The organism is Pseudomonas moraviensis (assembly GCF_900105805.1).
Taxonomy (GTDB): domain Bacteria; phylum Pseudomonadota; class Gammaproteobacteria; order Pseudomonadales; family Pseudomonadaceae; genus Aquipseudomonas; species Aquipseudomonas moraviensis_A.
Genome location: NZ_LT629788.1, coordinates 2,513,977 through 2,536,759, shown reverse-complemented (window position 1 = coordinate 2,536,759; position 22,783 = coordinate 2,513,977). Strand labels below are relative to the sequence as shown.

Sequence of the window (22,783 nt, the reverse complement as noted above, 5' to 3'; positions counted from 1 at the left end):
TTGATTGATAAACATCAATAATCAATGTTTCGGCGATCTCCTGCAGAGGGCAATCACATCACGGCTTGCAGCTTGCAGCTTGCAGCTCGCCGCTCGCCGCTCGCAACTGGAGCAAAGCGACCATGACCATCAAACAGATTCGTGCCTTTCTCGCCGTGGCCCATAGCCTGAGTTTCGCCGTTGCATGCGAGCGCCTGCACCTGTCCCAGTCAGCGTTGAGCCTGACCATCAAAGCGCTGGAGGAGGGCCTGGGCGGGCGGCTGTTCAGCCGCAATACCCGGAATGTCGCGCTGACCCCGGAGGGCGAATCCCTGCTGCCGCTGGCGCGCAGGCTGATCGCCGACTGGGACAACGCTGAAGACGAGATGCGTCAGCGTTTCAGCCTGCAACGCGGGCGCGTGACGCTGGCGGCGATGCCGTCGTTTGCCGGCAATCTGCTGCCGCCGATTCTCAAGAGCTTTCGCGCGCGCTATCCGAACGTCAACGTCACGGTCAACGACGTGATCAACGAGCAAGTGCTGGAAATGGTCCGCGACCGGCAGGTGGAACTCGGCGTGGCGTTCGCGCCGATGCAGAGTACCTCGATGACGTTCACGCCTCTGTATGTCGATCGCTTCGTCGCCGTGGTGCCAGCGGATTCAGCGCTGGCTGGCCGCGCCGACATCGATTGGCAGACCTTGCTGGAGCAACCGTTCATCACCCTGCAGCGGCCGTCGACGGTACGGGTGATGCTGGAAGAGCATTTGCACGCGCGCGGGATGAAGCTGCCGGTGGAGTTCGAGAGTCATCAATTGGCGACGGTCGGCCGCATGGTCGCCAGCGGGCTCGGAGTCAGCGCGGTGCCGGCGTTGTGTGCGGGGCAAATGCGCGAGCTGGGTGCACATTGCCTGACCTTGAACGATTCGGTCGAGCGGGCAATCGGTGTGCTGACCGAGCCGGGCAATGAACTGTCGGCGGCGGCGCAGGCGTTGTTCGAGATTCTCAAGGCTGAAGATCTGCAGCGCCAGTTCGATCTCCCCCTCAGCCCGGAAGCGCGGGAATAGAGGGCCGAACACTGATTCAGTGTGGGAGCGAGCCTGCTCGCGAAAAACGATAACGCGGTCTAGACCTTGGCCACCCGCCACAGATACCAGGCGGCCACTGTCCGATACGGGCTCCACGCCCGGCCGATCTCGATCATCTGTTTGCGCGTCGGTTGCACGTCCAGCCCCTTCAAACGCCGGTAACCCTCACGCACACCGAAGTCATCAGCCGGCAGAATGTCCATGCGTTCCAGGCTGTAGATCAGCAGCATCTCCACGGTCCAGCGACCGACGCCGCGCAGGCTGGTCAGACGTTCGATCAGGGTTTCATCGTCCATGGCCCGCGCAGTCGGGTAATCCGGCACCACGCCGTCCAGCGTCGCCTGGGCAATCCCCTGGATCGTCGCGATCTTGCTGGCTGAAAATCCGCAAGCGCGCAGTCGCTCGACCTCAGTCGCCAGAATCTGTTCCGGACGCGGAAATGCCTGTCCGGGAAACAACCCCACCAGACGTCCGAGAATCGCATCGCCAGCCTTGGCGTGCAGTTGCTGATAGGCAATCGCGCGCACCAGCGACTCATACGGATCGCGCGCCGGGTGTGGCTGATGCAGGCAGGGGCCGACGGCGCGGATATGGCGCTGCCAGTCAGCGTCTATTACGGCCAGAAAGGCGCTGGCCGCGTCGTACACGTCAGTCATGCGGCCGTGAGTCGAGCGTAATCATCGAAATGCCTTCTCGCTGGATGAGTTGCATGTTTCAGAAAGCCAATTGTTGAGTCATTTGCAGCGCAGCGTTCTCCAACCGCAGCAGAAACGCCTTGCGCGGTTGCCCGCCACCATAACCGGTCAGCGAACCGTCTGCGCCGATCACTCGATGGCAGGGCACTACGATCGATAGCCGATTGTGCCCATTGGCCAGACCCACCGCACGACTGGCGCCGGGTTTGCCCAGTCCCGCGGCGATGGCGCCGTAGGTGCTGGTGTGGCCGTAGGGGATTTGCAGCAGCGCCGCCCACACCTCGCGGGCAAAAGCGCTGCCGGGCAGGTGCAACGGCACGCTGAACTGAGTGAGCCTGCCGGCAAAGTACTCCGCGAGTTGCACCTCGATCTGCTGTAAGTGCGCGTTGTGTCCCGGCGCGACGGCGTAGCCATAACGGTTCTGCAGTGCTTCGACTTCACGGGTCAGTGCCGGGCGATCAAGGAACTCCAACAGCACCAGCCCACGGCGCTCGGCCATGGCGATCATCGGCCCCAGCGGCGTGGTCAGGCGGGTGAACAGCAGCGGCTCACTGTTGGCGGCGCGGCCCGGGGTAATGTGGAAGGACTTCTGAAAAGCGTCGCGAAAACCGCTGAGCGACTCGTAGCCGGAGTCGAACGCGGCGTGATCGATCGACGCGCCTTGCCTGATTCCGCCCAGGGCCATGCCGAGGCGACGGGTGCGCAGCCAGGCATGGAAAGTCATGCCGAAATGCTGTTTGAACCAGCGCCGCAGCTTCAATGGTTCGATGCCTGCAGCGAGCAATTGTGCATCGCTCCAGCGCCGTTCGGGATCGGCGTCTACCGCGTTAAGCAGGCGCTGCACCCAGTCCGGGGCGATCGCCGCGGCGTCCAGCGGTTTGCAGCGCAGGCAGGCGCGGTAACCGGCGCACAGGCATTCGTCGGCATGGGCAAAAAATTCGACGTTCTCCGGTTTCGGCTTGCGCGCCGTGCAACTGGGGCGGCAGAAGATCCCGGTGGTTTTCACCGCCGTGAAGAACACGCCTTCATAGGCAGTGTCGCGTTCGAGCATGGCGCGAACCATTTCGGCGTGGGGTGGCAGGACAGCGGCTGGTATGTTCATGGGCTGAGAGTAAATCCGCTTTGTCGATGGCTCCACCGAAAAATCGACAGTGAATTTTTTCGCTGGTGCAGCACAATGAGCGGGTCGCCGCTTTCAAGGAAGCTCACCCATGCATCCGTTTTCCATTCAGCGCATCGATCATATCGTCCTGCGCGTAGCCGACCTGCAACGCAGCATCGATTTCTACGGCAAAGTGTTCGGCGCCGAAGTGGTCAGGCATAACCAGCCGCTGGGGCTGGTGCATTTGCGGGCCGGCACCTCGATGATCGATCTGGTCGACCTGGCGGGCGAACTCGGGCGCAAGGGCGGCGGCGCGGCGCAGGCGCAGAAACGCAATGTCGACCACTTTTGCCTGCGCATCGAGCCGTTCGATGAAGCGGCGCTTGTCGCTCATCTGGAATCGTTTGGTTTGATGGTGGAGCAAGCCGCCAGACGTTTCGGCGCCGAGGGCTACGGCCTGTCGCTGTATTGTTTCGACCCGGACGGCAATCAGGTCGAACTCAAAGGCCCGTCCGAAGGCGCTCAGCCAGACGTTTCCTGAAGCAACAATTCAGTTACTTGCGCTAGCGCCAGATGGCCGTTTTGCGGTTGCTCAGAGGCCAGGTTGAACAGCGCCAGTTGCCGATCGGCGCTGTTGCCGCTGTCAATGATCGCCCGCGCACGTTCAAACAACTGCGCCGCGCCCAACGCCTGCGCGGTCTCGGCAAAACGCTGCTCGGCAAGTTCAAGCCACTGCGCGATCGAACAGTCGCCGTCGATGCCCTCGACCAGAAAGCGCGCATGAGTGCCCAGGCGTTTGGCCCGCCAGCGATTTTCTTCCAGCATCGAGCGCGCGGTCTGGTCGTACAGCAGACCGGGGCGCCGCTGTGCACTGGCATGAGCCACCAATACGCGAAAAAACGCCGCGAGCGTCAGCGCATCATCGACCCGAGGGCAGGCGTCAGTCATGCGCAGCTCGAGCGTCGGAAAGCGCGCCGCCGGGCGCACACCCCACCAACACTCGCTCGGCTCAGTGATCGCGCCGATGCGCGTGAGAAACGCCAGGTGATCGTCGTAATGGCGCTGATCGGCAAACAGCGGCGGGATGCCCATGCGTGGCCACTCGTCACACGCTGTCTGCCGGTAACTCATGAAGCCGCTGGCGGCGCCATCCCAGATTGGCGACGAACAGCTCAGCGCCAGCAGGAGGGGCGTCCACGGCAGCACTTCGTTCATCACCGCAATGCGATCCAGCGGCTCGATCACTTCGACGTGCACATGCAGGCCTGACAGCACGCTGCGCCGCGCGACATGGCCGTAGCGTTGGAACAGATATTGGAAATGTTCCTCGTCGGTCGGCACCTGCTCGCGCCAGTCGGCCAGCGGATGACTGCCGGCGCTGAGCAGGGCCAGGCCAAACGGTTCGAGGGCTGCCCCCAGGGCCTGACGGCTGCCGCGGAGAAAATCGCCGGCGTGCAGAAAATCGCTGAACACCGGCGAGGCCACCTCGATCTGCCCCTGAAACATCTCTGTGGCAAACCACACGCCCAGCGCCGCCCGGCATGCCTCGATCGCCTGGGGTGGCGGGCTGCCGACCATGCTCAAGGTCTGCCGATCAGTGAGGAAATACTCTTCCTCGATACCGAATCGCGGATGGCTCATGGCGGTGCTCGAGTGAGTGTTTCTCTTCAGAACCCCCCGCAGCAACGGTGGTTCAAGCCAGGCGACCAGTGCCGCGCATGCACCGTTGGTCTTGTCCATTGCACTTGGGCGGCTAGGGCGTTTCCAAACAAGTCCGATCAACGTTTTCTGGAGGCAGACATGAGCAACCCATCCAGCAACGACAAGGCCCTCAATGAGACCGGCAATCCCAACGACGACGGCTTCGCCATCGGCACGGCTGGGCGTGATGAAGATCCCAACGCCACCACCGACTGGGACGTCAGCCGTGACAGCGAAGATGTCATGACACCGGACGATACTCGCGGTTTGCCCGGTTACCCTGGCGCCGAACACAGTAACCCGTCAAAACGCGTTCCCGACACCAGCGTGCCAGCCAACGGTGATCCATCCGTGCAGAACGACAGCGGCGCTGACTGAGGCGGTGGAGGATGGCAGGATAATGGCGTCGGTCGAACTTTTTCGATCCGGCGCCACTCTGAACGTGTCATAGGGTCGAGGTTCGGCAGAAAAAACGCTTCGGCAGTCCGAAAAAGCTGCGTGGCGTGATAAATTCCCACCCCACGCCGTGCCCACCCAGAATGGCCCCTGCCGGGTCCCACCAAGAGCGATCTACATGCAAGCAAAGGCCCGTGAGGTTTATGTGCCACCGGTGCTGCAAGATCTGCGGGCCGGTACAGCCGAACTGCACATCGCACTGGAAAAACGCCTTCCTTTTTTCTCCGACTCCCTCGATAACCGCGCTTTCGAACGCTTGATGGCGGCCTATTACGGTTTCTATCAGCCGCTGGAACGGGCGTTGCTGGCCAGCGGGGCGGTGCCGGGCGATTTCAATCTGACGCCTCGTCTGAAGGCCGAAACCTTGCACGCCGACCTGCGCGCGCTGGGCGCGAGCGCCAATGACTTGCCGCTGTGCGAGGACTTGCCGGTGATCGACTCCAGCGCTGCCAGCCTTGGCGTTCTGTACGTGCTCGAAGGCGCCACCCTTGGCGGGCAGATCCTGCGCCGGGAAATCGCCGCGCGGCTGAATCTGGATGCCGACAACGGTGCCGCGTTCCTGGATGTCTATGGCGCTGCCACCGGGCGGCGCTGGCGCGAGTTCATCGAATACCTGAGCAACCGGCCCATGGATGCCAGCGAACGCGCGGCCGTGGTCAGCGCAGCACAAACCACATTCAGCTGTTTCGAGCAGTGGCTCGAGCGCCAGGAGGTACTGGCATGAACCTGCAAGACCAACAAGCCTTTGAAGAACTGCTGGCCAACTGTGCCGACGAGCCGATCCGCTTTCCCGGCGCGATTCAGCCCCATGGTTTGCTGCTGACCCTGAGCGAGCCTGCGCTGCAGATCATTCAGGTCAGCGCCAACGTCGAAACCCTGCTGGCCCGCGCGCCGGAATCGTTGATCGGCCAGCCGCTGCACAGCCTGATCGGCGCCGAACACACCGCGCAAGTGCAGGAAGCCTTGCAGCAGGCGACGTTCTCCGAGGCGGCGCCGCTGCGTTTCGAGCTCAACGGCACCTCGTTCGAAGGTTTGCTGCACCGCCATCAGGGTGTGCTGATTCTTGAGCTGGAGATCCACGTCAAGAATTTCCAGCCGCGCAACGTTGCCGGGGTCAACACCCATCTGGGTCGCATGCTCCAGCGCCTGCAAGCGGCGACCACGCTGCAGGCCTTGTACGACATCAGCGTCAAGGAAATCCAGGCGATGACCGGTTACGACCGGGTGCTGATCTACCGCTTCGAGGAGGAGGGCCACGGCCAGGTCATCGCCGAAGCGTCCGACCCGTCGATGGAAGTGTTCAATGGTCTGTTCTTCCCGGCGTCGGACATCCCCGAGCAGGCGCGCGAGCTGTATCGCACCAACTGGCTGCGGATCATCCCCAACGCCGGTTACCAGCCGGTGCCGCTGGTGCCGAAGTTGCGCCCCGACACGCAAACGCCGCTGGACCTGAGTTTCGCCACCCTGCGCAGCGTCTCGCCGATCCACTGCCAGTACATGAAGAACATGGGCGTGCTGTCGTCGATGAGCATTTCCCTGCTCAAGGGCGACAAACTCTGGGGCCTGATCAGCTGTGGCAACCGCCAGCCGCTGCACGTGCCGCATGAGTTGCGCATGGCCTGCCAGACCATCGGTCAGGTCCTGTCATTGCAGATCAGCGCCATGGAAACTCTTGAGTTGACCCGCCAGCGCGAAGAGAAGGTCGAGGCGCTGTCGCGGCTCAACCAGGCGATGATCGATTCGCCGCAAAACGTGTTCGACGGCCTCGCCCAGCAGCCGGCGACGCTGATGGCGCTGGTCAATGCCGGCGGCATCGCGATCATCGAAGACAAACAACTGCACCGTTACGGCAACTGCCCGGCGCCGGAAGAAATTCGCGCTCTGCACAAATGGTTGCAGGAGCGCGGCGAGCCGGTGTTCGCCAGTCATCATCTGTCCAGCGTTTATCCGCCGGCGGCGCAGTATCAGTCGGTGGCCAGCGGTGTGCTCGCCATGAGCCTGCCCAAACCGGTGGACAATGGCGTGCTGTGGTTCCGTCCGGAAGTGAAGGAAAACATCAACTGGAGCGGCGACCCGCGCAAACCGCTGGACCTGGAAAATTCCGACGTCGGCCTGCGCCTGCGTCCGCGCACCTCGTTCGAGATCTGGAAAGTCGAGATGGCCGGGATCTCCACCAAGTGGAGCCACGGTGATCGGTTTGCTGCCAATGATCTGCGTCGCTCGGCGCTGGAAAACGATCTGGCCCGCCAGGTACGGCGCGAGCAGGAGGCCGTGCGGGCGCGGGACGAACTGGTGGCGGTGGTCTCCCACGATCTGCGCAACCCGATGACTGTGATCTCCATGCTGTGCGGCATGATGCAGAAAGCCTTCAGCTCTGAGGGGGCGCACACCTCGCGGCGCATTTCCACGGCGATCGATACCATGCAACAGGCCACGGCACGCATGAACACGCTGCTCGAAGACCTGCTCGACACCTCGAAAATCGACGCCGGGCGCTATTCCATTACCCCGCAGGCGCTGGACGTCGGGCTTATCTTCGAAGAAGCGCAATCGCTGCTGTCGCCGCTGGCCCATGACAAGGACATCAGCATTTCCTTCCAGGCCGATCCTGACCTGCGCATCCACGCCGACCCTGAACGGCTGTTTCAGGTGCTGTCCAACCTGGTCGGCAACGCAATCAAATTCACCCCGCGCATGGGCACCGTTGGTGTGCACGCCAAGTCGGTGGGCGATGAGATTGTGTTCATCGTGCGTGACAGCGGCGAAGGCATTCCCAAGGAACATTTGCCGCATGTGTTTGATCGCTACTGGACAGTGAAGGAAGGCAATCCGACCGGTACCGGCCTTGGTTTGTACATCACCCAAGGCATCGTCGAAGCCCACGGCGGACAGATCGTCGCCGAGAGCGAGCCGGGGCAGGGTAGCGAGTTCCGTTTCACCGTGCCGCGCCTGGCCTGATCGCCCTGTAGGAGTGAGCCTGCTCGCGATGGCGTCCGTCCCGTCAGCGCTGTTCTGACTGATCCACCGTTATCGCGAGCAGGCTCACTCCTACAGGTCTTGCGGTGGGCTCTGCAATTTGATTTCACACAAAACCCTGTGGGAGCGAGTCTGCTCGCGAAGCAGTCAGCCCAGCCAACACTGGGCTGACTGACCCACCGCTCTCACAGAAGATTCGCATCCTCAGGGTCATTTTCTTCAATACCGCAAATCCCCCGCTCGCTACCGTAGTCACCTCGTTCCTCATTTGAAGCAGGTGTGCAATGAGTCTGATTCTTTCCATGGCGGCGTTTGCCCTGGCCGCTTCCATCACCCCCGGGCCGGTCAATATCGTTGCGCTGAGCTCTGGCGCGCAGTACGGCTTTCGTGCCAGTCAGCGACATGTTGCAGGGGCGACGCTGGGGTTTGTGCTGTTGCTGGTGCTGATGGGTCTGGGACTGCATGAAGTCCTGCAGTTGTGGCCGTTCATGACTCGCGTGGTGCAGTGGGCCGGGGTGGCGTTTCTGCTGTTCATGGCCTGGAAACTCGCCAGCGATGACGGCCAGTTGCACGCCAGCGAGTCCGGCCGCGCGCCGTCGATGCTCTATGGCGCGGTGATGCAATGGCTTAATCCCAAGGCCTGGCTTGCTTGCGTGGCCGGCATGGGCGCCTTTGTCGCCGATGGCGAGGCGCGGCTGGTCTGGCAATTTGCGGCGGTGTATCTGGTGATCTGCTATCTGTCGGTGGGCTGCTGGGTGTATGCCGGGACGTTCTTGCGTGGCTATCTGAGCAACGCGGCGGGGATGCGCTGGTTCAATCGGCTGATGGCGTTGTTGCTGGCGGTGAGCGCTGTTTATCTCCTGATCACCTGATTGACCTGTCGATCACAAGACCCTGTAGGAGTGAGCCTGCTCGCGATAGCGGTGGATCAGTCAATGCAGTGCTGGATGACACACCGCTATCGCGAGCAGGCTCACTCCTACAGGGGATTTGTGTGTTAGCAGAGATTGGGTTCAGCCGCGATACTGGCCCGGCGTTGCCGCCAGATGCTGTTTGAACGCTCGCTGAAAATGCGCCTGATCGGCAAATCCGGCCTGGAGCGCGACATCGGCAATCAACTGGCCGCGGCGCAAGCGTTCGCGGGCGAACTGGATGCGCTGATTGACCAAAAAGGCATGGGGCGTCATTCCGTAACGCTGCTTGAACGCGCGAATCAGGTACGACGGCGACAACTGTGCCGCCGCGCAAATCGCCTCGAGGCTGAGCACTTCGGTGCAATGTGCACGAATGAAATCAGCGGCGCGTTCCAGCTTGAAGTTCGGCTCACGTACAGGCTGATCAGCCGGATTCAGGCGCAGTTGCAAATCACTGAAAAACTCCACTGCCGCGCTGTGTTTCGCCAGCGCCTCCAACTGTTCGTCGACCAACACCTCATACAACCCCGTCAACCTGCCGAACAGCTCGGCATCAGCCAGATGCGTGTCCGAAAAACGCCGGAATTCCAGCTCCGCCGCAAACCCCAACTGGTGCTGCAAATCCGTCAGCCACGGCGTTTCGACATACAACATCACATACGACCACGGCTGATCGTCGATCGGATTACAGGCATGCACATCGCCGGGATTCATCAGCACCACGGTGCCGGCCGCCACCGCGAACTGCGCTTGCTCATGCACATAGGTGCTGCGCCCGGCGGTGATCGCGCCGATGGAAAAGTGCGCGTGGGAATGCCGCGCATAACAGACCTCGCGACCATCAGCGATGGCTCGCGCCTCAATGAAAGGCAGGGCGTCGTCGCGCCAGAAACGCGGGGCTTTCTCGGGGTTCTTCGCAGCAGCGTGTTTCATCGTGATCGTCCCGGCAGGTCAGCGCTTGAGTGTATTAGCTCTGGCCGGCGAATGCCCATTGCGATTTGCGCGTTGTGCGGATCTTGCGACATCTGCAGCAATCCCCCTCGGCAGGTCGAACGCAATGATGCAAGCTGCAATAGGCTGCATGGCGTCTCACTGCGGTTCTTTAAACCCTATCTGGCGATTGTGTTTATCAAAAGTGCGAAGGAGCTAAACCATGAAGACCTTCACTGGCGGCTGCCTGTGCGGCGCTGTGCGTTTTCAGGTCACGGGCGAGCCTTATCGCGTCGGGCTGTGCCATTGCCTTGACTGTCGCAAGGTGCACGGCGCGTTGTTTCATGCCTCGGCGATTTTTCCTCAAGACGCGGTGACGATTACCGGCGCAACCCATGACTACCAGGGGCGGCACTTTTGCCCGCGCTGTGGCTCGTCGGTGTTCAATCGCAGTGGTGATGAGGTCGAGGTCAACCTCGGCGCGCTGGATGCGCCGGATCAGTTAAAGCCGACCTATGAGAGCTGGATTGTGCGGCGTGAATCATGGCTGCCGGATTTTCCGTTGGCCAGGCATTACCGTGGTGATCGTGAAGGCAAGGGGCGCGGAGAGGGGTAGAGGACTTATCCCCATCTCGCGCACACCGACGATCCCTGTAGGAGTGAGCCTGCTCGCGATAGCGGTGGATCAGTCAATTCGATAGTGACTGGCATACCGCTATCGCGAGCAGGCTCACTCCTACAGGGGAGCGCGTACGTTCGTGATATTACCCGCGGATAAACGCCAGCAAATCCGCATTGATGGTCTCAGCCTGCGTCGTCGGCATGCCATGCGGAAAACCCGGATACGACTTCAGCGTGCCGTTGGGCAGCAGTTTCGCCGACAACGGTCCGGAGTTGGCATAAGGCACGATCTGGTCGTCCTCGCCATGCATCACCAGAACCGGCACCGTGACTTTTTTCAGATCCTCGGTGAAGTCGGTTTGCGAAAAGGCGACGATGCCGTCGTAGTGCGCCTTGGCGCCGCCGATCATGCCTTGCCGCCACCAGTTGGCGATGATCCCTTCCGACGGCTCGGCCCCGGGGCGGTTATAGCCATAAAAAGGCCCGCTCGGCACATCGCGATAAAACTGCGCGCGATTCGCCGCCAACTGCGCCTGAAAGCCGTCGAACACCGATTTCGGCAAGCCACCCGGGTTGCTTTCGGTCTGCACCATCAACGGTGGTACGGCGCTGATCAACACCGCTTTGCTGACCTTGTCCTGACCATGCCGGGCGATGTAATGGATGACCTCGCCGCCGCCGGTGGAATGGCCGACGTGGACAACGTTGCTCGTACCCAGATGATTGACCACCGCCAGCACATCGTCGGCGTAGTGGTCCATGTCGTGGCCGTCCCAGACCTGACTTGAGCGCCCGTGTCCCCGCCGATCATGGGCAATCACCCGAAAGCCCTGCGCGAGAAAAAACAGCATCTGCGCGTCCCAGTCGTCCGAGCTGAGCGGCCAGCCATGGTGGAAGTGGATCACCGGGGCGTCGCGCGGGCCCCAGTCCTTGTAGAAGATGTCGACGCCGTCTCGAGTGGTGACAAAGCCCATATTCGTTACTCCTGACCTGTGATGGACAACCGCGAGGCTCGCGGACCGGTTGCGCAGAGATACGACGACTCAGTGCGAGCCGTTATCAACTGTAGGAGCAACGCCACGGTCTGCATGACCGCTGGTCACAACGTCTGGCTTCGAGCGTAATTTAGGCTTTGCTGAAAGGGATAAGCGCGGGCGTGCGCAGGTTTCTGCGGCCACAGCGACGCCCCTGCGCAACACCGTAAGCCTGAGGAAATCACCCGATGCTGACCCTGAATATCAATGGCAAGGATCAGGAGCTCGAAGTCCCCGCCGACATGCCGCTGCTCTGGGTTCTGCGCGATGTCGCGCACCTGACCGGCACCAAGTTCGGCTGTGGCATGGCCCAGTGCGGCGCGTGCACCGTGCACGTTGACGGCGCACCATTACGCTCCTGTATCACCCCGGCGACTGCCGTCGCCCACGGGCAGAAAATCCTCACCATCGAAGGCTTGTCCACCGATGGTTCGCACCCGGTGCAGCAGGCATGGGCGGAACTCGACGTGGTCCAGTGCGGTTACTGCCAGTCCGGGCAGATCATGTCCGCCGCCGCGTTGCTGGCGAAAATTCCCAACCCCACCGACAGCGATATCGATCAGGCGCTCTCCGGCAATATCTGCCGCTGCGGCACCTATCCGCGCATTCGCGCAGCGGTCAAACGCGCCGCCGAAATCGGCTGATTCATTCTGTGGGAGATAGACGATGAACAGTCCGGTATCGCGTCGGGGGTTTCTCAAGGGCAGTGCCGTGTTGGGTGGCGGCCTGATGGTGGCGTTTGTGGTGCCCGGGGCCAATCGCTTCGCCCGCGCAGCAGAGGATCAGAACAAGACATTCGCGCCCAATGCGTTCCTGCGCATCGCGGCGGACAACAGCGTTACGGTGCTGCTGGGCCATTCGGAAATGGGCCAGGGCATCTGGACCGGCCTGACCATGCTGATTGCCGAGGAACTGGACGCCGATTGGTCGAAAATTCGCGTCGAGCACTCGCCAGCCTCGGCGGCGGATTACGGTTTGCCGGCGTTCGGCGGCATGCAGATCACCGGTGGCTCAACCTCGACCTTGATGGAATTCGACCGCTACCGACTGGCCGGGGCGACGGCGCGGCAGATGCTGGTGGAAGCGGCGGCGAAACGCTTCGACGTCGCGCCTTCGACGATTCGCACTGAGTCCGGCGTGGTGATCGCCGGGGACCAGCGCGCGACCTATGGCGAACTGGCCGATGCCGCCGGGCAGCTGCCGGTGCCGGATCCGAAAACCATCACCTTCAAGGAGGCCAAGGACTGGAAGGTCATCGGCAAACCGACCAAACGTCTCGACACCCCGGAAAAAATCACCGGCCGCGCCAAGTTCGGCATGGATGTGCAGTTCGAGGGCCTGATGACCGCGATGGTCGCCCGCGCGCCGGTGTTCGGCGCCACGGTCAAATCCTTCGAAGGCGCCGCAGCGCTGGCGATTCCCGGTGTGCACAAGGTGCTGCAGGTGCCCAGCGGGGTGGCGGTGGTGGCCGAGCATTTCTGGGCGGCGAAGCTGGGGCGCGATGCGCTGAAGGTCAATTGGGATTTGGGCCCGCTGGCCGACATGAGCAGCGAAAAACTGCTGGAAAGCTTCCGCAAACTGGCGGCGACCCCGGGCACTTCCGCCACGCAGGCGGGGGACGCCAAGGCCAATTTCGCCAAGGCAGCGAAGAAAATCGAGGTCGAGTACAGCGTGCCGTATCTGGCCCACGCGCCGATGGAACCGCTCAATTGCACGGTGAAGATCAGCGCCGGCAAGTGCGAAATCTGGACCGGCACGCAGTTCCAGACCCTCGACCAGATGGTCGCCAGCAAGATCACCGGGCTCAAGCCTGAGCAGGTCGAGATTCACACGGAATTCCTCGGCGGTGGCTTCGGTCGCCGCGCCAATCCGACCTCGGACTTCGTCGCCGAAGCCGTGCAAGTCGCCAAAGCGGCAGGCCTGCCGGTGAAAACCGTGTGGGCGCGCGAGGATGACATTCGCGGCGGCTATTACCGCTCGATGTACTTGCACAAGGCTCAGGTCGGGCTGGGTGCCGATGGCCTGCCGCTGAGCTGGCAGCATGTGCTGGTCGGGCAATCGATCATGACCGGAACGATGCTCGAGGCGGCAATGGTCAAGAATGGCATCGATGCGACCTCGGTCGAGGGTGTGGCTGACAGTCCGTACATCAAGGATCTGCCTCATCACCAGGTCGACCTGCATTCGCCGCAGACCGGCATCAACGTGCTGTGGCTGCGTTCGGTGGGCCACACCCACACGGGGTTCGTCATGGAATCGCTGATCGATGAACTGGCCACGGCGGCAGGCAAGGATCCGGTGGAGTACCGGCGAACGCTGCTCAAGGCGCATCCGCGGCATCTCGGCGTGCTCAACCTGGCGGTGGAGAAGGCCAACTGGGGCGCGGCGCTACCCGCCGGACATGCCCTCGGCGTGGCGGTGCACGAGTCGTTCGGCAGCTACGTGGCGCAGGTTGCCGAGGTGTCGCAGGACAATCTGGCGATCCGCGTGCATCGGGTGGTGTGCGCGGTGGACTGCGGCATTGCAGTGAATCCGCAGAGCATCGCCGCGCAGATGGAATCGTGCATCACCTTCGGCCTCGGCATGGCCCTGCACAGCAAGCTCACCGTGAAGGACGGCGGCGTCGTGCAGTCCAACTACCACGATTATCAGGTGTTGCGGCTCAACGAAATGCCGGTGGTCGAAGTGCACATCGTCCCCAGCAGCGAAAAACCCGGCGGCATCGGCGAGCCCGGCGTGCCACCGACCGCGCCGGCGGTGGCCAACGCGGTGTTTGCCCTGACCGGGCAACGTCTGCGCGAACTGCCACTGCAACTGTCGGGGGTGTGAGATGAAACGACATCTGGTGTTGGGCACCGTCGTTTTACTGGGCCTTGGTGGCTACGCCTCGGACCTGTTTGCCGAGGATCAGCAGGCATTGAAAGCGTTCGGCACGGTGCAGAAAGTCTTCCAGAGCCCGCGCTGCCAGAACTGTCACATTCCCGGCGATTCGCCGTTGCAGTTCGACGCCGGTCTCCCTCACGCGATGAATGTGGTGCGCGGCATGGACGGCAAGGGCGCCGCCGGTTTGCCTTGCGCCACCTGCCATGCCGAAAGCAATCCGCCGGCCAGTTACGGCCCCCATGCACCGCCAGGCGCGCCGCACTGGAGCCTGCCACCGGCGGCACACAAAATGGCCTGGATTGGCCTGCCCTCGGACAAGCTCTGCGCGATGATCAAGGACCGCGCGAGCAACGGCGATCGCGATTTCGCCGCCCTGTTAAAACACGTCAGCGAAGACAAACTGGTGCTCTGGGGCTGGAATCCCGGAGCAGGGCGCGCACCGGTGCCGGTGCCGCACGATATTTTCGTCGAGCAATTCAAGCTCTGGGCCGATGCCGGCGGACCGTGTCCGGTGGCGCAAATGTGAAGCCTCAGCGATTTAGCGCTACGCTGAGGGCAAGTCTGTCTACGGAGTGTGCGCATGCTGGTGCCCGGAAAACCTGCCAATGAAGCTGCACGGATCGACGCGCTGCACGGCCTCAACCTCGACGCGGCGCCTGAAGAGCGTTTCGATCGCCTGACGCGTCTGGCCAAGCGCTTGTTCAATGTGCCGATTGCTCTGGTCACGCTGATCGACAAGGATCGCCAGTGGTTCAAGTCCTGTGTGGGGCTGGATGTCAGCGAGACGTCGCGCGATGTCTCGTTCTGCGGCCATGCGATTTTGCAGAACGAACTGATGCTGGTGCCCGATGCGCGGGAAGATCTGCGTTTTCATGACAATCCGCTGGTCACCGGCGCCCCGAATATTCGCTTTTACGCCGGTTATCCGCTGACCGTGCCGGACGGCAACAAGTTGGGCACGTTGTGCCTGATCGATACCAAACCCCGCAACCTCGACGACGAGGAGCGCGCCTTGTTGCGCGACCTCGCGGAGATGGCCGAGCAAGAGCTGACGGCGGTGCAAATGGCGAGCATGGATGAGTTGACGTTGCTGTCCAATCGCCGCGGTTTCAAGCAACTGGCCCAGCATGCGCTGGATGCCTGTGTGCGTCTGAACCGGCCGGCGACGCTGCTGTTTTTCGACCTGAATGACTTCAAGCAGATCAATGACCTGTATGGCCATGCCGAAGGCGACAGCGCGCTGAAAACCTTCGCCGATGTGTTGCGCATTGCCTTTCGCGAAAGCGATGTGGTCGGGCGCCTGGGTGGCGATGAGTTCGTCGCGTTGCTGACCGGATCGAGTCACGTCGAAACCACGCGTATCATGGCGCGGCTCAAGGAAATCCTTGAAGAGCGCAACGCCACGCTGCACCGCGGTTATGCGATTCGCTTCAGCGTCGGCCAGATCGAATACGATCCCGCGCGACACGAAACCGTGGACCGGCTGCTGGCCGATGCGGATGGCGCGATGTATGCGCACAAGCAGGCGTTGAAAGGCTGTTAGCGCGGGCGCAATTCATCTGTCGGAGTGAACCTGATCGCGATAGCGGTGTGTCAGGCAGCGTTGCAGTCACAGACAGAACGCTATCGCGAGCGGGCTCACTCCTACAGGATTTGCTGGTGTTGAGTTTCCGCAATGCCCGCCAGGACTCAGCTTTTCGGTGGGCTCAGCTTCTGATAAAACCCCAGCCATTTCTCGTGGCAGGCTTCAGCATCCTTGAGATCAGGTGCAACGAGCGCCTCTTGCAAGGCTTTCGCTTCATAAGCTTCGAACAGGTGACGTACTGCCGTCCTGGCGATGGCGTCGACCTTGTTCGACGAAAACGTATCGGGCACTGCGGTGCGTGGTTGTTCCTCCAGCGGTGCGCCTTGGATATCGAGGCGGGTGAGAAATGCTTTGCAGGTGGCATTTGCGCGGGGCAGGGTACCGTGTCGGTAGGCTTCGGCATCGAGGGGCAGCGATTTCGCCGCTTCTTTTGCCAGCGATGGCTTGAGCAGGCTGATATCAATATCACGGCGCAACACCACTTCATCCCTGCAGGTGAAGATCTCGAATACCCTGGCAGGCCGGCCATGCAGCAGCGCCAGCACGCCGAACGCTGCGGTTTTGGCGACATCAGGCTTGTCCGTGGCAGCCGATACCGGCCGCACGGCAAGCAATTCCAGCTCGTGGTCCTCGATGTCGACTCGTTGCGCGAACGGTAAACGACAGAACGCCTCCTTCAGAAACGCGCTATGCGCATCCTTCATTTGCTTCAAGCGCGCAGTCAGTGCCGCATGGAAGAAGCTGGCTACGTTGTGCAGCCTGGGCAACGACGCAATCATGGGCGCCAATTGCAGCTGCTTATTGCTCGATTGCCATCCCTGCATGTCGCCTGTCAGCTTGCCGGCGATATGCAGATCGCTCAGGGAGTAATGCGTTACCGATGTTTCAGCGTTCAAGGCAGGCACGAACAGCACCTTCGCGGTCAGGTGTGGGTTATCAGCGAAGGCCTTGCGCAGATCCGTCAGGGCAATAGTGGCGGGCGTAGGCGCTGTCGACAGGAAGGCCCGGCGATAAAAACCCGATAGCAGACGATTGTGATTGCGAAAGACCACATCGGCCTGCTTCAGCGTCGCGCTGTCATAAACGGTCACTGCGCATTCCTCATCACGCTGGATCGCACCTCTTGCGACCGCCCAGTCGACAACGACCGAGGCACAGGAGTCCTCGCGCAGAAACGTGTAGAAGTCCGCCGGTGCCGGGCCTTTCGTCAGTTGGCTCAGTTGCTCGTAGGTCATCAAGCGTGCCACGCCCGGCAGGCGGCTTTCGATATACAGCACGACTTGCTTGAACCTTACCCACTCCAGACAACTCATGTAAGAAAGTGACCCCGGAATGTCACGTATGAGAAACTCCGGCGCTATCCCGGACAGTAACAGGTGGGTCGCCAGTGTCTTGTTCTTGACCCCGACGAGTTGGGGCTGGCGATCGATGAACCGGCGCACTTCCTCATAACTGTCGCCCCAGAAATCATGGCCTTCCAGACGCTGGGCGACGATTCGGTTCAAGTCCTCGCCGGCGCTCGGCTCCAGGCTGAGAATCAATGCTGCGAGCAACAGACGGTCGCGGTTGGTGGCCAGAAGGCGTTTCTTGTGCGCCGCTGCCCCCAAACTCTTTACTAATTGATTGCCCAGCGTCCGGGCGCGTGGCGTGATCAGGATGCAACCGATCAAGTAGTCGGCTTTTGCCTTGAGCGTATTGAGCGGCAGATCGGTGTCGATTCCCTCACTGAGGTAATCGATCAACGGCGGCGAGCCCTCGGGCAGATAAGATTGCGTGGTGTCGATGATGCTTTGACGTTGTTGCGCCGTGAACCGCTCCGTTTGAGTCCAGGGCTGACCTAACAGGTACCAGTGGTTCATAAGCCCGGGACTCATGTGCAGATTGACTCTGTACCATTTCGCCAGGGCGAGGGCTTGCTCGACAGTTTTCGGCAAAGGGAGATCGTAGAAGCGCAGCATCTGCTCGAGCGTGACGTTGCCGTCCGAGCGCAAGACCCCGCCAGCTTTGCTTGCCTTGGCTTTGAGCTGGTCGCGATAGAGTTTCAGATCCGAGTGCTTTTCCACCTGTGCGGTGAGCGTTACCCAGCCTTGCGGGCTGGCCGTGCCGACGTGACCGGATTCGCTCAAGAGCAGTGGACTGTCGATGGGCAGGCCTTGCTGCCGCAGGATGGTCTGAAAATCAGGGTTGGCACTCAAGACCTGCAATCCACGCTGGCCGAGCGCAATCCACTCTGCCAGCGCAGAGTCCGGATGGGGCTCGCTGAATTCCTCGTAATCGATTCGGGCCGTGGGTGCCTTGTTCCAGCTCAGCGCTATCAGGCGCCGAACGATATGCCTGCCGTCTTCGAGATCGGCAAAACTTTCGCGATAGCTGCGAATGGGGTCGCCGGTCTGCACATAATCACTGACATAGGGCAACGCGGGCCATGTGTGCCGGCGCAAATCCTGCGCCAGTGACCGGGCGTCGGCCGCATTCTCCGGAACTGGCATGCCATAGCGCGTCAACAGCTCGCCGATTTTGAGCGCCGCACCGGCGGAGGTAGAGGAAGCGGAGGAGGACTTGAGCGATACCAGCGCATCGGCAAGACCTCGTTGCTCGAACGGATCGCTGTCGGTTACCACCTCATCGATTTTCGTCGCGATGCGCTGGAAATCCTCCAGTTGCCCGTTGCGTTCGCTGACAACCGCTGAGGTGGTAAGGCCTTGCTCATCCATTGCGGGCAAGCCACGGGTCTTCAACTCGGCGACGATCACTTTTGCCTGCGCCTGGTTCTGCGGTTCCGGATAGCCGTAAAACGCCAGGACCACTTCACGAGGGAATCGGTAGAGCGGGTTGGCAGACTTGCCACCTATGTAAGGCAGGCCCAGGCCTGACGAATCGATGCGCTGTGAGATCGACAGCAGCAAGGGCGCCATTTGCCACCAGCCGGAATCATCGTCCAGGGTGAATGTACGCACGCGGGTGGCGCCGTTCGATTGTGTGCTCGCCTGCAGTGTGTCGCCCTTCAGACGCAGCGTATCCAGATCGATGTGGAAACGGCTGGCCCAGTCGAGAAATTCCGGGCGTTCGAGGGCTGTCCAGTACAGCTCCATCCATTCGCGCAGCAGGCAGCCCCGGGGGACTTCGAGGGTGCGCGACGGGGTCTCGGGCGTGACCACCGGGACTTCAGTCAACTCGGCAATAAGGTTCTGGATCAGCGTCTGTACATGTACCGGTGTGTCGTTCATCTGCGCCTCCCAGGCGGTTGATAAGCATCAAGCGACGAGTATCGAAGGAGGGGCGCGGTGGCTGGCGGTACATATGTAGTGCGATGAGTTTTTCCGCAGGCATAAAAAAACCCGCCGGATGCGGCGGGTTTTTCCTGACTACACGAAGATCACTCTTCGATGTTGCCCATGGCGGTGGTGTTGAAACCGCCGTCGACGTACATGATTTCACCGCTGATGCCCGACGCCAGGTCGGAGCACAGGAAGGCGCCGGCGTTGCCGACTTCTTCGATGGTGACGTTGCGGCGCAGCGGAGTCTGCGCTTCGTTGGCGGCCAGCATCTTGCGGAAGTTCTTGATGCCGGAAGCGGCCAGGGTGCGAATCGGGCCAGCCGACACGCAGTTGACGCGGGTGCCGTCCGGGCCCAGGGAACCGGCCAGGTAACGGACGCCGGCTTCCAGCGAAGCCTTGGCCATGCCCATCACGTTGTAGTTCGGCATGGTGCGCTCGGCGCCCAGGTACGACAGGGTCAGCAGGCTGCCGTTGCGGCCTTTCATCATTTCGCGACCGGCCTTGGCCAGCGCCACGAAGCTGTAGGCGCTGATGTCGTGAGCGATCCGGAAACCTTCACGGGTGGTGGCTTCGGTGAAGTCGCCGTCCAGTTGGTCGCCCGGTGCGAAGCCGACGGAATGCACGATGCAGTCCAGGCCGTCCCACTTCTTGCTCAGTTCTTCGAAGACCTTGGCGATTTCTTCATCGCTGGCCACGTCGCACGGGAAGCACAGCTCAGGGCTCGAACCCCAGCCTTGTGCGAATTCTTCGACGCGACCCTTGAGTTTGTCGTTCTGATAAGTGAAGGCAAGCTCAGCGCCCTCGCGATGCATGGCGGCAGCGATGCCGGATGCGATGGACAGCTTGCTGGCGACACCGACGATCAGTACGCGCTTACCGGCGAGAAAACCCATGTGTTGCTCCTCTTTCAGGTTATTGCGCAGTGGCTGGTGCCAGAAAAGCGGCTTCCAGCAACTGCTGTGTATACGGATGTCGGGGGGCGGCAAAGATACTTTGCGCGTCTCCCTGTTCGACCACTTGGCCATGCTTGACCACCATCAGCTGGTGGCTCAGCGCTTTGACGACAGCCAGATCATGGCTGATGAACAAATACGTCAGGTTGTACTTGGCTTGCAGTGAACGCAACAGCTCCACCACTTGCCGCTGCACCGTCCGGTCGAGCGCCGAAGTCGGCTCGTCCAGCAGGATCAGCGCCGGTTTCAGCACCAAAGCCCGGGCAATGGCGATTCGCTGCCGTTGCCCACCGGAGAATTCGTGGGGGTAGCGGTGCCGGGTTTCCGGATCCAGACCTACCTCCTTCAATGCCGCGATGATCGCCGCTTCCTGTTCGGCGGCGGTGCCCATCTTGTGTATCCGCAGGCCTTCGCCAACGATGTCATTGACGCACATGCGCGGGCTCAGGCTGCCAAACGGGTCCTGAAACACCACCTGCATTTCCCGGCGCAGCGGACGAACCTCGCTTTGCGTCAGGCAGTCTAGCTGCTTGCCTTCAAAGCGGATCGCGCCCTGGCTGCCGATCAGGCGCAAAATTGCCAGGCCGAGGGTGGATTTGCCGGAACCGCTTTCGCCGACAATCCCCAGGGTCTGACCCTGAGGCAGGCTGAAATTGATGCCGTCCACTGCCTTGACGTAATCCACCGTGCGCTTGAGCAGGCCTTTCTTGATCGGGAACCAGACTTTCAGGTCCTCGACTTCGAGCAGCGGCGCACCGATTGCATTGGTTGCCGGGCCGCCGCTGGGCTCCGCGCCGAGCAGTTCCCGAGTGTACGGATGCTGCGGCGAACGGAACAGCTCTGCGCACGATGCCTGTTCGACGATGCAACCGCGCTGCATGACACATACGCGATGCGCAATTCTTCGCACCAGATTCAAATCGTGACTGATCAGGAGCAGCGACATGCCCAATCGAGCCTGAAGATCCTTGAGCAAATCGAGGATTTTCAGCTGAACGGTCACGTCCAGCGCGGTGGTCGGTTCGTCGGCAATCAGCAATTCCGGCTCATTGGCCAGGGCCATGGCGATCATCACGCGCTGGCGCTGGCCGCCGGACAATTCATGGGGCAGGGCCTTGAGGCGCTTGTGCGGCTCGGGAATGCCGACCATTTCCAGCAGCTCAAGGGTGCGTCTGGTCGCAACTTTGCCGCCCAGGCCCTTGTGAATGCCGAGAATCTCGTTGATCTGCTTCTCGATCGAGTGCAGCGGATTCAGCGAGGTCATCGGTTCCTGAAAAATCATCGCGATGCGGTTGCCACGAATGTGGCGGATGGTCTTTTCGCTCAGATCCAGCAGATTCTGCCCTGCATAGTTGATGCTGCCGGCCGGATGCCGCGCCATGGGGTAGGGCAGCAGGCGCAGGATCGAGTGTGCGGTCACCGATTTGCCCGAGCCCGATTCGCCGACCAGCGCCAGGGTTTCGCCACGCTTGATGTCGAAGCTCACGCCCTCGACCACACGATGCACCCGCTCGCCGAAACCGAATTCGACGGCGAGGTCGCGCACTTCGATCAGATTGTCCTGATTCATTTCACTTCCTCGGGTCGAAAGCATCGCGAGCGGACTCGCCGATGAACACCAGCAAACTCAACATCAATGCCAGCACGGCAAACGCGCTCATGCCCAGCCACGGCGCCTGCAGGTTGGATTTGCCCTGGGCGACCAGTTCGCCCAGCGACGGGCTGCCCGCCGGCAAGCCGAAACCGAGGAAATCCAGCGCGGTGAGGGTGCCGATAGCGCCGGTGAGAATGAACGGCATGAAGGTCATGGTCGAGACCATGGCGTTGGGCAGGATGTGGCGGAACATGATCGCGCCGTTCTGCATGCCCAGCGCCCGCGCGGCGCGCACGTACTCCAGATTGCGCCCGCGCAGGAACTCGGCGCGCACCACGTCGACCAGGCTCATCCACGAGAACAGCAGCATGATCCCCAGCAGCCACCAGAAATTCGGCTGGACGAAACTGGCGAGAATGATCAGCAGATACAGCACCGGCAAACCCGACCAGATCTCCAGAAAACGCTGCCCGGCCAGATCCACCCAGCCGCCATAAAACCCCTGCAGTGCCCCGGCAATCACGCCGATGATCGAGCTCAGCACGGTCAACGTCAGCGCAAACAGCACGGAAATGCGGAAACCGTAGATCACCCGCGCCAACACGTCGCGGCCCTGATCGTCGGTGCCCAGCAGGTTGTCCGCAGAGGGCGGCGCCGGCGCCGGGACTTTCAGGTCGTAGTTGATGCTCTGGTAGCTGTAGGGGATCGGTGCCCACAGAATCCACGCGTCCCTGGCCTTGAGCAGCTCACGGATGTACGGGCTCTTGTAGTTGGCCTCCAGCGGGAATTCGCCACCGAAGGCGGTTTCCGGGTAGCGCTTGATCGCCGGGAAGTACCAGTTGTTGTCGTAATGCACGACCAGCGGTTTGTCGTTGGCAATCAGCTCGGCGCCCAGACTCAGGCCGAACAGGATCAGAAACAGCCACAGCGACCACCAGCCACGCTTGTTGGCCTTGAACAGTTCGAAGCGCCGACGGTTGAGAGGGGACAGGTTCAT

The 22,783-nt window shown here is 61.6% G+C and carries 20 protein-coding genes; 11 read left to right on the top strand and 9 right to left on the bottom strand.

The genetic code is table 11. The annotated features are described in order from the left end of the window. The first annotated feature begins 122 nt into the window (after window positions 1–122). A complete protein-coding gene (locus tag BLU71_RS11310) occupies window positions 123–1,043 on the top strand; it encodes a LysR family transcriptional regulator (RefSeq protein WP_083353107.1) in 921 nt (306 codons plus the stop codon). Between the two features lie 59 nt (window positions 1,044–1,102). Here BLU71_RS11310 and BLU71_RS11305 read toward each other — a convergent pair whose 3' ends face one another. Together BLU71_RS11305 and BLU71_RS11300 are read right to left on the bottom strand one after the other, a co-directional pair. After that, the gene (locus BLU71_RS11305) at window positions 1,103–1,720 is read right to left on the bottom strand and encodes a DNA-3-methyladenine glycosylase family protein (RefSeq protein WP_042609532.1); all 618 of its coding nucleotides are present in this window, start codon (window positions 1,718–1,720) and stop codon (window positions 1,103–1,105) included. 58 nt (window positions 1,721–1,778) lie between these two features. Then, on the bottom strand, window positions 1,779–2,861 hold the full coding sequence (locus BLU71_RS11300) for a bifunctional transcriptional activator/DNA repair enzyme AdaA (RefSeq protein WP_083353106.1): 1,083 nt from the start codon (window positions 2,859–2,861) through the stop codon (window positions 1,779–1,781). A gap of 109 nt (window positions 2,862–2,970) precedes the next feature. Between BLU71_RS11300 and BLU71_RS11295 the strand changes: the two genes are divergently transcribed. Then, complete coding sequence (locus tag BLU71_RS11295; protein ID WP_083353105.1) at window positions 2,971–3,402, top strand: VOC family protein; 432 nt, start codon at window positions 2,971–2,973, stop codon at window positions 3,400–3,402. Here the strand turns inward: BLU71_RS11295 and BLU71_RS11290 are convergent. Beyond that, a complete protein-coding gene (locus BLU71_RS11290) occupies window positions 3,384–4,502 on the bottom strand; it encodes a carboxylate-amine ligase (RefSeq protein ID WP_064362056.1) in 1,119 nt (372 codons plus the stop codon). The two genes, BLU71_RS11295 and BLU71_RS11290, sit on opposite strands and share 19 nt — an antisense overlap. 159 nt (window positions 4,503–4,661) lie before the next feature. Between BLU71_RS11290 and BLU71_RS11285 the strand changes: the two genes are divergently transcribed. From BLU71_RS11285 to BLU71_RS11270, 4 genes are all read left to right on the top strand, one after another. Beyond that, window positions 4,662–4,940 (top strand): hypothetical protein, encoded by a 279-nt coding sequence (locus tag BLU71_RS11285; RefSeq protein ID WP_064362019.1) that lies wholly within the window; start codon window positions 4,662–4,664, stop codon window positions 4,938–4,940. A gap of 196 nt (window positions 4,941–5,136) precedes the next feature. After that, on the top strand, window positions 5,137–5,742 hold the full coding sequence (locus BLU71_RS11280) for a biliverdin-producing heme oxygenase (RefSeq protein ID WP_083353104.1): 606 nt from the start codon (window positions 5,137–5,139) through the stop codon (window positions 5,740–5,742). Next, window positions 5,739–7,976 (top strand): ATP-binding protein, encoded by a 2,238-nt coding sequence (locus BLU71_RS11275; RefSeq protein ID WP_083353103.1) that lies wholly within the window; start codon window positions 5,739–5,741, stop codon window positions 7,974–7,976. The genes BLU71_RS11280 and BLU71_RS11275 overlap by 4 nt, the downstream gene beginning before the upstream one ends. A gap of 302 nt (window positions 7,977–8,278) precedes the next feature. Then, on the top strand, window positions 8,279–8,866 hold the full coding sequence (locus BLU71_RS11270) for a LysE family translocator (RefSeq protein ID WP_042609538.1): 588 nt from the start codon (window positions 8,279–8,281) through the stop codon (window positions 8,864–8,866). A gap of 141 nt (window positions 8,867–9,007) precedes the next feature. Here BLU71_RS11270 and BLU71_RS11265 read toward each other — a convergent pair whose 3' ends face one another. Beyond that, entirely contained in the window at window positions 9,008–9,841 is an 834-nt protein-coding gene (locus BLU71_RS11265) for an AraC family transcriptional regulator (RefSeq protein WP_083353102.1), read from the bottom strand. Between the two features lie 220 nt (window positions 9,842–10,061). Here BLU71_RS11265 and BLU71_RS11260 point away from each other — a divergent pair, with 220 nt between their 5' ends. After that, window positions 10,062–10,454: a GFA family protein gene (locus BLU71_RS11260; RefSeq protein ID WP_083353101.1), complete on the top strand. Its 393-nt coding sequence runs from the start codon at window positions 10,062–10,064 to the stop codon at window positions 10,452–10,454. A gap of 148 nt (window positions 10,455–10,602) precedes the next feature. On the opposite strand, the gene BLU71_RS11255 is transcribed toward BLU71_RS11260, so the two are convergent. Next, the gene (locus BLU71_RS11255; RefSeq protein WP_039763251.1) at window positions 10,603–11,433 is read right to left on the bottom strand and encodes an alpha/beta fold hydrolase; all 831 of its coding nucleotides are present in this window, start codon (window positions 11,431–11,433) and stop codon (window positions 10,603–10,605) included. Window positions 11,434–11,681: 248 nt separating this feature from the next. Here BLU71_RS11255 and BLU71_RS11250 point away from each other — a divergent pair, with 248 nt between their 5' ends. From BLU71_RS11250 to BLU71_RS11235, 4 genes are read left to right on the top strand one after another with little or no spacing between them, the layout of a single operon-like run. Then, window positions 11,682–12,137 (top strand): (2Fe-2S)-binding protein, encoded by a 456-nt coding sequence (locus tag BLU71_RS11250; RefSeq protein ID WP_083353100.1) that lies wholly within the window; start codon window positions 11,682–11,684, stop codon window positions 12,135–12,137. 22 nt (window positions 12,138–12,159) lie between these two features. Further along, entirely contained in the window at window positions 12,160–14,322 is a 2,163-nt protein-coding gene (locus BLU71_RS11245; RefSeq protein WP_083353099.1) for a xanthine dehydrogenase family protein molybdopterin-binding subunit, read from the top strand. 1 nt (window position 14,323) lies between these two features. Then, window positions 14,324–14,902, top strand: a complete 579-nt coding sequence (locus BLU71_RS11240; protein WP_083353098.1) for a hypothetical protein — start codon at window positions 14,324–14,326, stop codon at window positions 14,900–14,902. Between the two features lie 54 nt (window positions 14,903–14,956). Beyond that, window positions 14,957–15,919 carry a sensor domain-containing diguanylate cyclase gene (locus BLU71_RS11235; RefSeq protein ID WP_064362011.1) on the top strand — a complete coding sequence of 321 codons (963 nt, stop codon included), beginning with the start codon at window positions 14,957–14,959 and terminating at the stop codon, window positions 15,917–15,919. A 146-nt stretch (window positions 15,920–16,065) separates the two neighbouring features. Here BLU71_RS11235 and BLU71_RS11230 read toward each other — a convergent pair whose 3' ends face one another. The 4 genes from BLU71_RS11230 to BLU71_RS11215 all read right to left on the bottom strand — a co-directional run bounded on the left by BLU71_RS11230 (window position 16,066) and on the right by BLU71_RS11215 (window position 22,783). Then, the gene (locus tag BLU71_RS11230; protein ID WP_083353097.1) at window positions 16,066–19,188 is read right to left on the bottom strand and encodes a hypothetical protein; all 3,123 of its coding nucleotides are present in this window, start codon (window positions 19,186–19,188) and stop codon (window positions 16,066–16,068) included. 149 nt (window positions 19,189–19,337) lie between these two features. After that, the gene (gene fabI / locus BLU71_RS11225; protein WP_003202751.1) at window positions 19,338–20,132 is read right to left on the bottom strand and encodes an enoyl-ACP reductase FabI; all 795 of its coding nucleotides are present in this window, start codon (window positions 20,130–20,132) and stop codon (window positions 19,338–19,340) included. Between the two features lie 19 nt (window positions 20,133–20,151). After that, on the bottom strand, window positions 20,152–21,762 hold the full coding sequence (locus BLU71_RS11220; RefSeq protein WP_083353096.1) for an ABC transporter ATP-binding protein: 1,611 nt from the start codon (window positions 21,760–21,762) through the stop codon (window positions 20,152–20,154). A gap of 1 nt (window position 21,763) precedes the next feature. Next, window positions 21,764–22,783 carry an ABC transporter permease gene (locus BLU71_RS11215; protein ID WP_042609548.1) on the bottom strand — a complete coding sequence of 340 codons (1,020 nt, stop codon included), beginning with the start codon at window positions 22,781–22,783 and terminating at the stop codon, window positions 21,764–21,766.

Coding starts and splice junctions, on each gene's coding strand:
- BLU71_RS11310 (WP_083353107.1), top strand. CDS start 123: ATGACCATCAAACAGATTCGTGCCTTTCTCGCCGTGGCCCATAGCCTG.
- BLU71_RS11280 (WP_083353104.1), top strand. CDS start 5,137: ATGCAAGCAAAGGCCCGTGAGGTTTATGTGCCACCGGTGCTGCAAGAT.
- BLU71_RS11220 (WP_083353096.1), bottom strand. CDS start 21,762: ATGAATCAGGACAATCTGATCGAAGTGCGCGACCTCGCCGTCGAATTC.
- BLU71_RS11255 (WP_039763251.1), bottom strand. CDS start 11,433: ATGGGCTTTGTCACCACTCGAGACGGCGTCGACATCTTCTACAAGGAC.
- fabI (WP_003202751.1), bottom strand. CDS start 20,132: ATGGGTTTTCTCGCCGGTAAGCGCGTACTGATCGTCGGTGTCGCCAGC.
- BLU71_RS11245 (WP_083353099.1), top strand. CDS start 12,160: ATGAACAGTCCGGTATCGCGTCGGGGGTTTCTCAAGGGCAGTGCCGTG.
- BLU71_RS11215 (WP_042609548.1), bottom strand. CDS start 22,783: ATGAACCTGTCCCCTCTCAACCGTCGGCGCTTCGAACTGTTCAAGGCC.
- BLU71_RS11265 (WP_083353102.1), bottom strand. CDS start 9,841: ATGAAACACGCTGCTGCGAAGAACCCCGAGAAAGCCCCGCGTTTCTGG.
- BLU71_RS11285 (WP_064362019.1), top strand. CDS start 4,662: ATGAGCAACCCATCCAGCAACGACAAGGCCCTCAATGAGACCGGCAAT.
- BLU71_RS11270 (WP_042609538.1), top strand. CDS start 8,279: ATGAGTCTGATTCTTTCCATGGCGGCGTTTGCCCTGGCCGCTTCCATC.
- BLU71_RS11235 (WP_064362011.1), top strand. CDS start 14,957: ATGCTGGTGCCCGGAAAACCTGCCAATGAAGCTGCACGGATCGACGCG.
- BLU71_RS11300 (WP_083353106.1), bottom strand. CDS start 2,861: ATGAACATACCAGCCGCTGTCCTGCCACCCCACGCCGAAATGGTTCGC.
- BLU71_RS11275 (WP_083353103.1), top strand. CDS start 5,739: ATGAACCTGCAAGACCAACAAGCCTTTGAAGAACTGCTGGCCAACTGT.
- BLU71_RS11290 (WP_064362056.1), bottom strand. CDS start 4,502: ATGAGCCATCCGCGATTCGGTATCGAGGAAGAGTATTTCCTCACTGAT.
- BLU71_RS11305 (WP_042609532.1), bottom strand. CDS start 1,720: ATGACTGACGTGTACGACGCGGCCAGCGCCTTTCTGGCCGTAATAGAC.
- BLU71_RS11260 (WP_083353101.1), top strand. CDS start 10,062: ATGAAGACCTTCACTGGCGGCTGCCTGTGCGGCGCTGTGCGTTTTCAG.
- BLU71_RS11295 (WP_083353105.1), top strand. CDS start 2,971: ATGCATCCGTTTTCCATTCAGCGCATCGATCATATCGTCCTGCGCGTA.
- BLU71_RS11230 (WP_083353097.1), bottom strand. CDS start 19,188: ATGAACGACACACCGGTACATGTACAGACGCTGATCCAGAACCTTATT.
- BLU71_RS11240 (WP_083353098.1), top strand. CDS start 14,324: ATGAAACGACATCTGGTGTTGGGCACCGTCGTTTTACTGGGCCTTGGT.
- BLU71_RS11250 (WP_083353100.1), top strand. CDS start 11,682: ATGCTGACCCTGAATATCAATGGCAAGGATCAGGAGCTCGAAGTCCCC.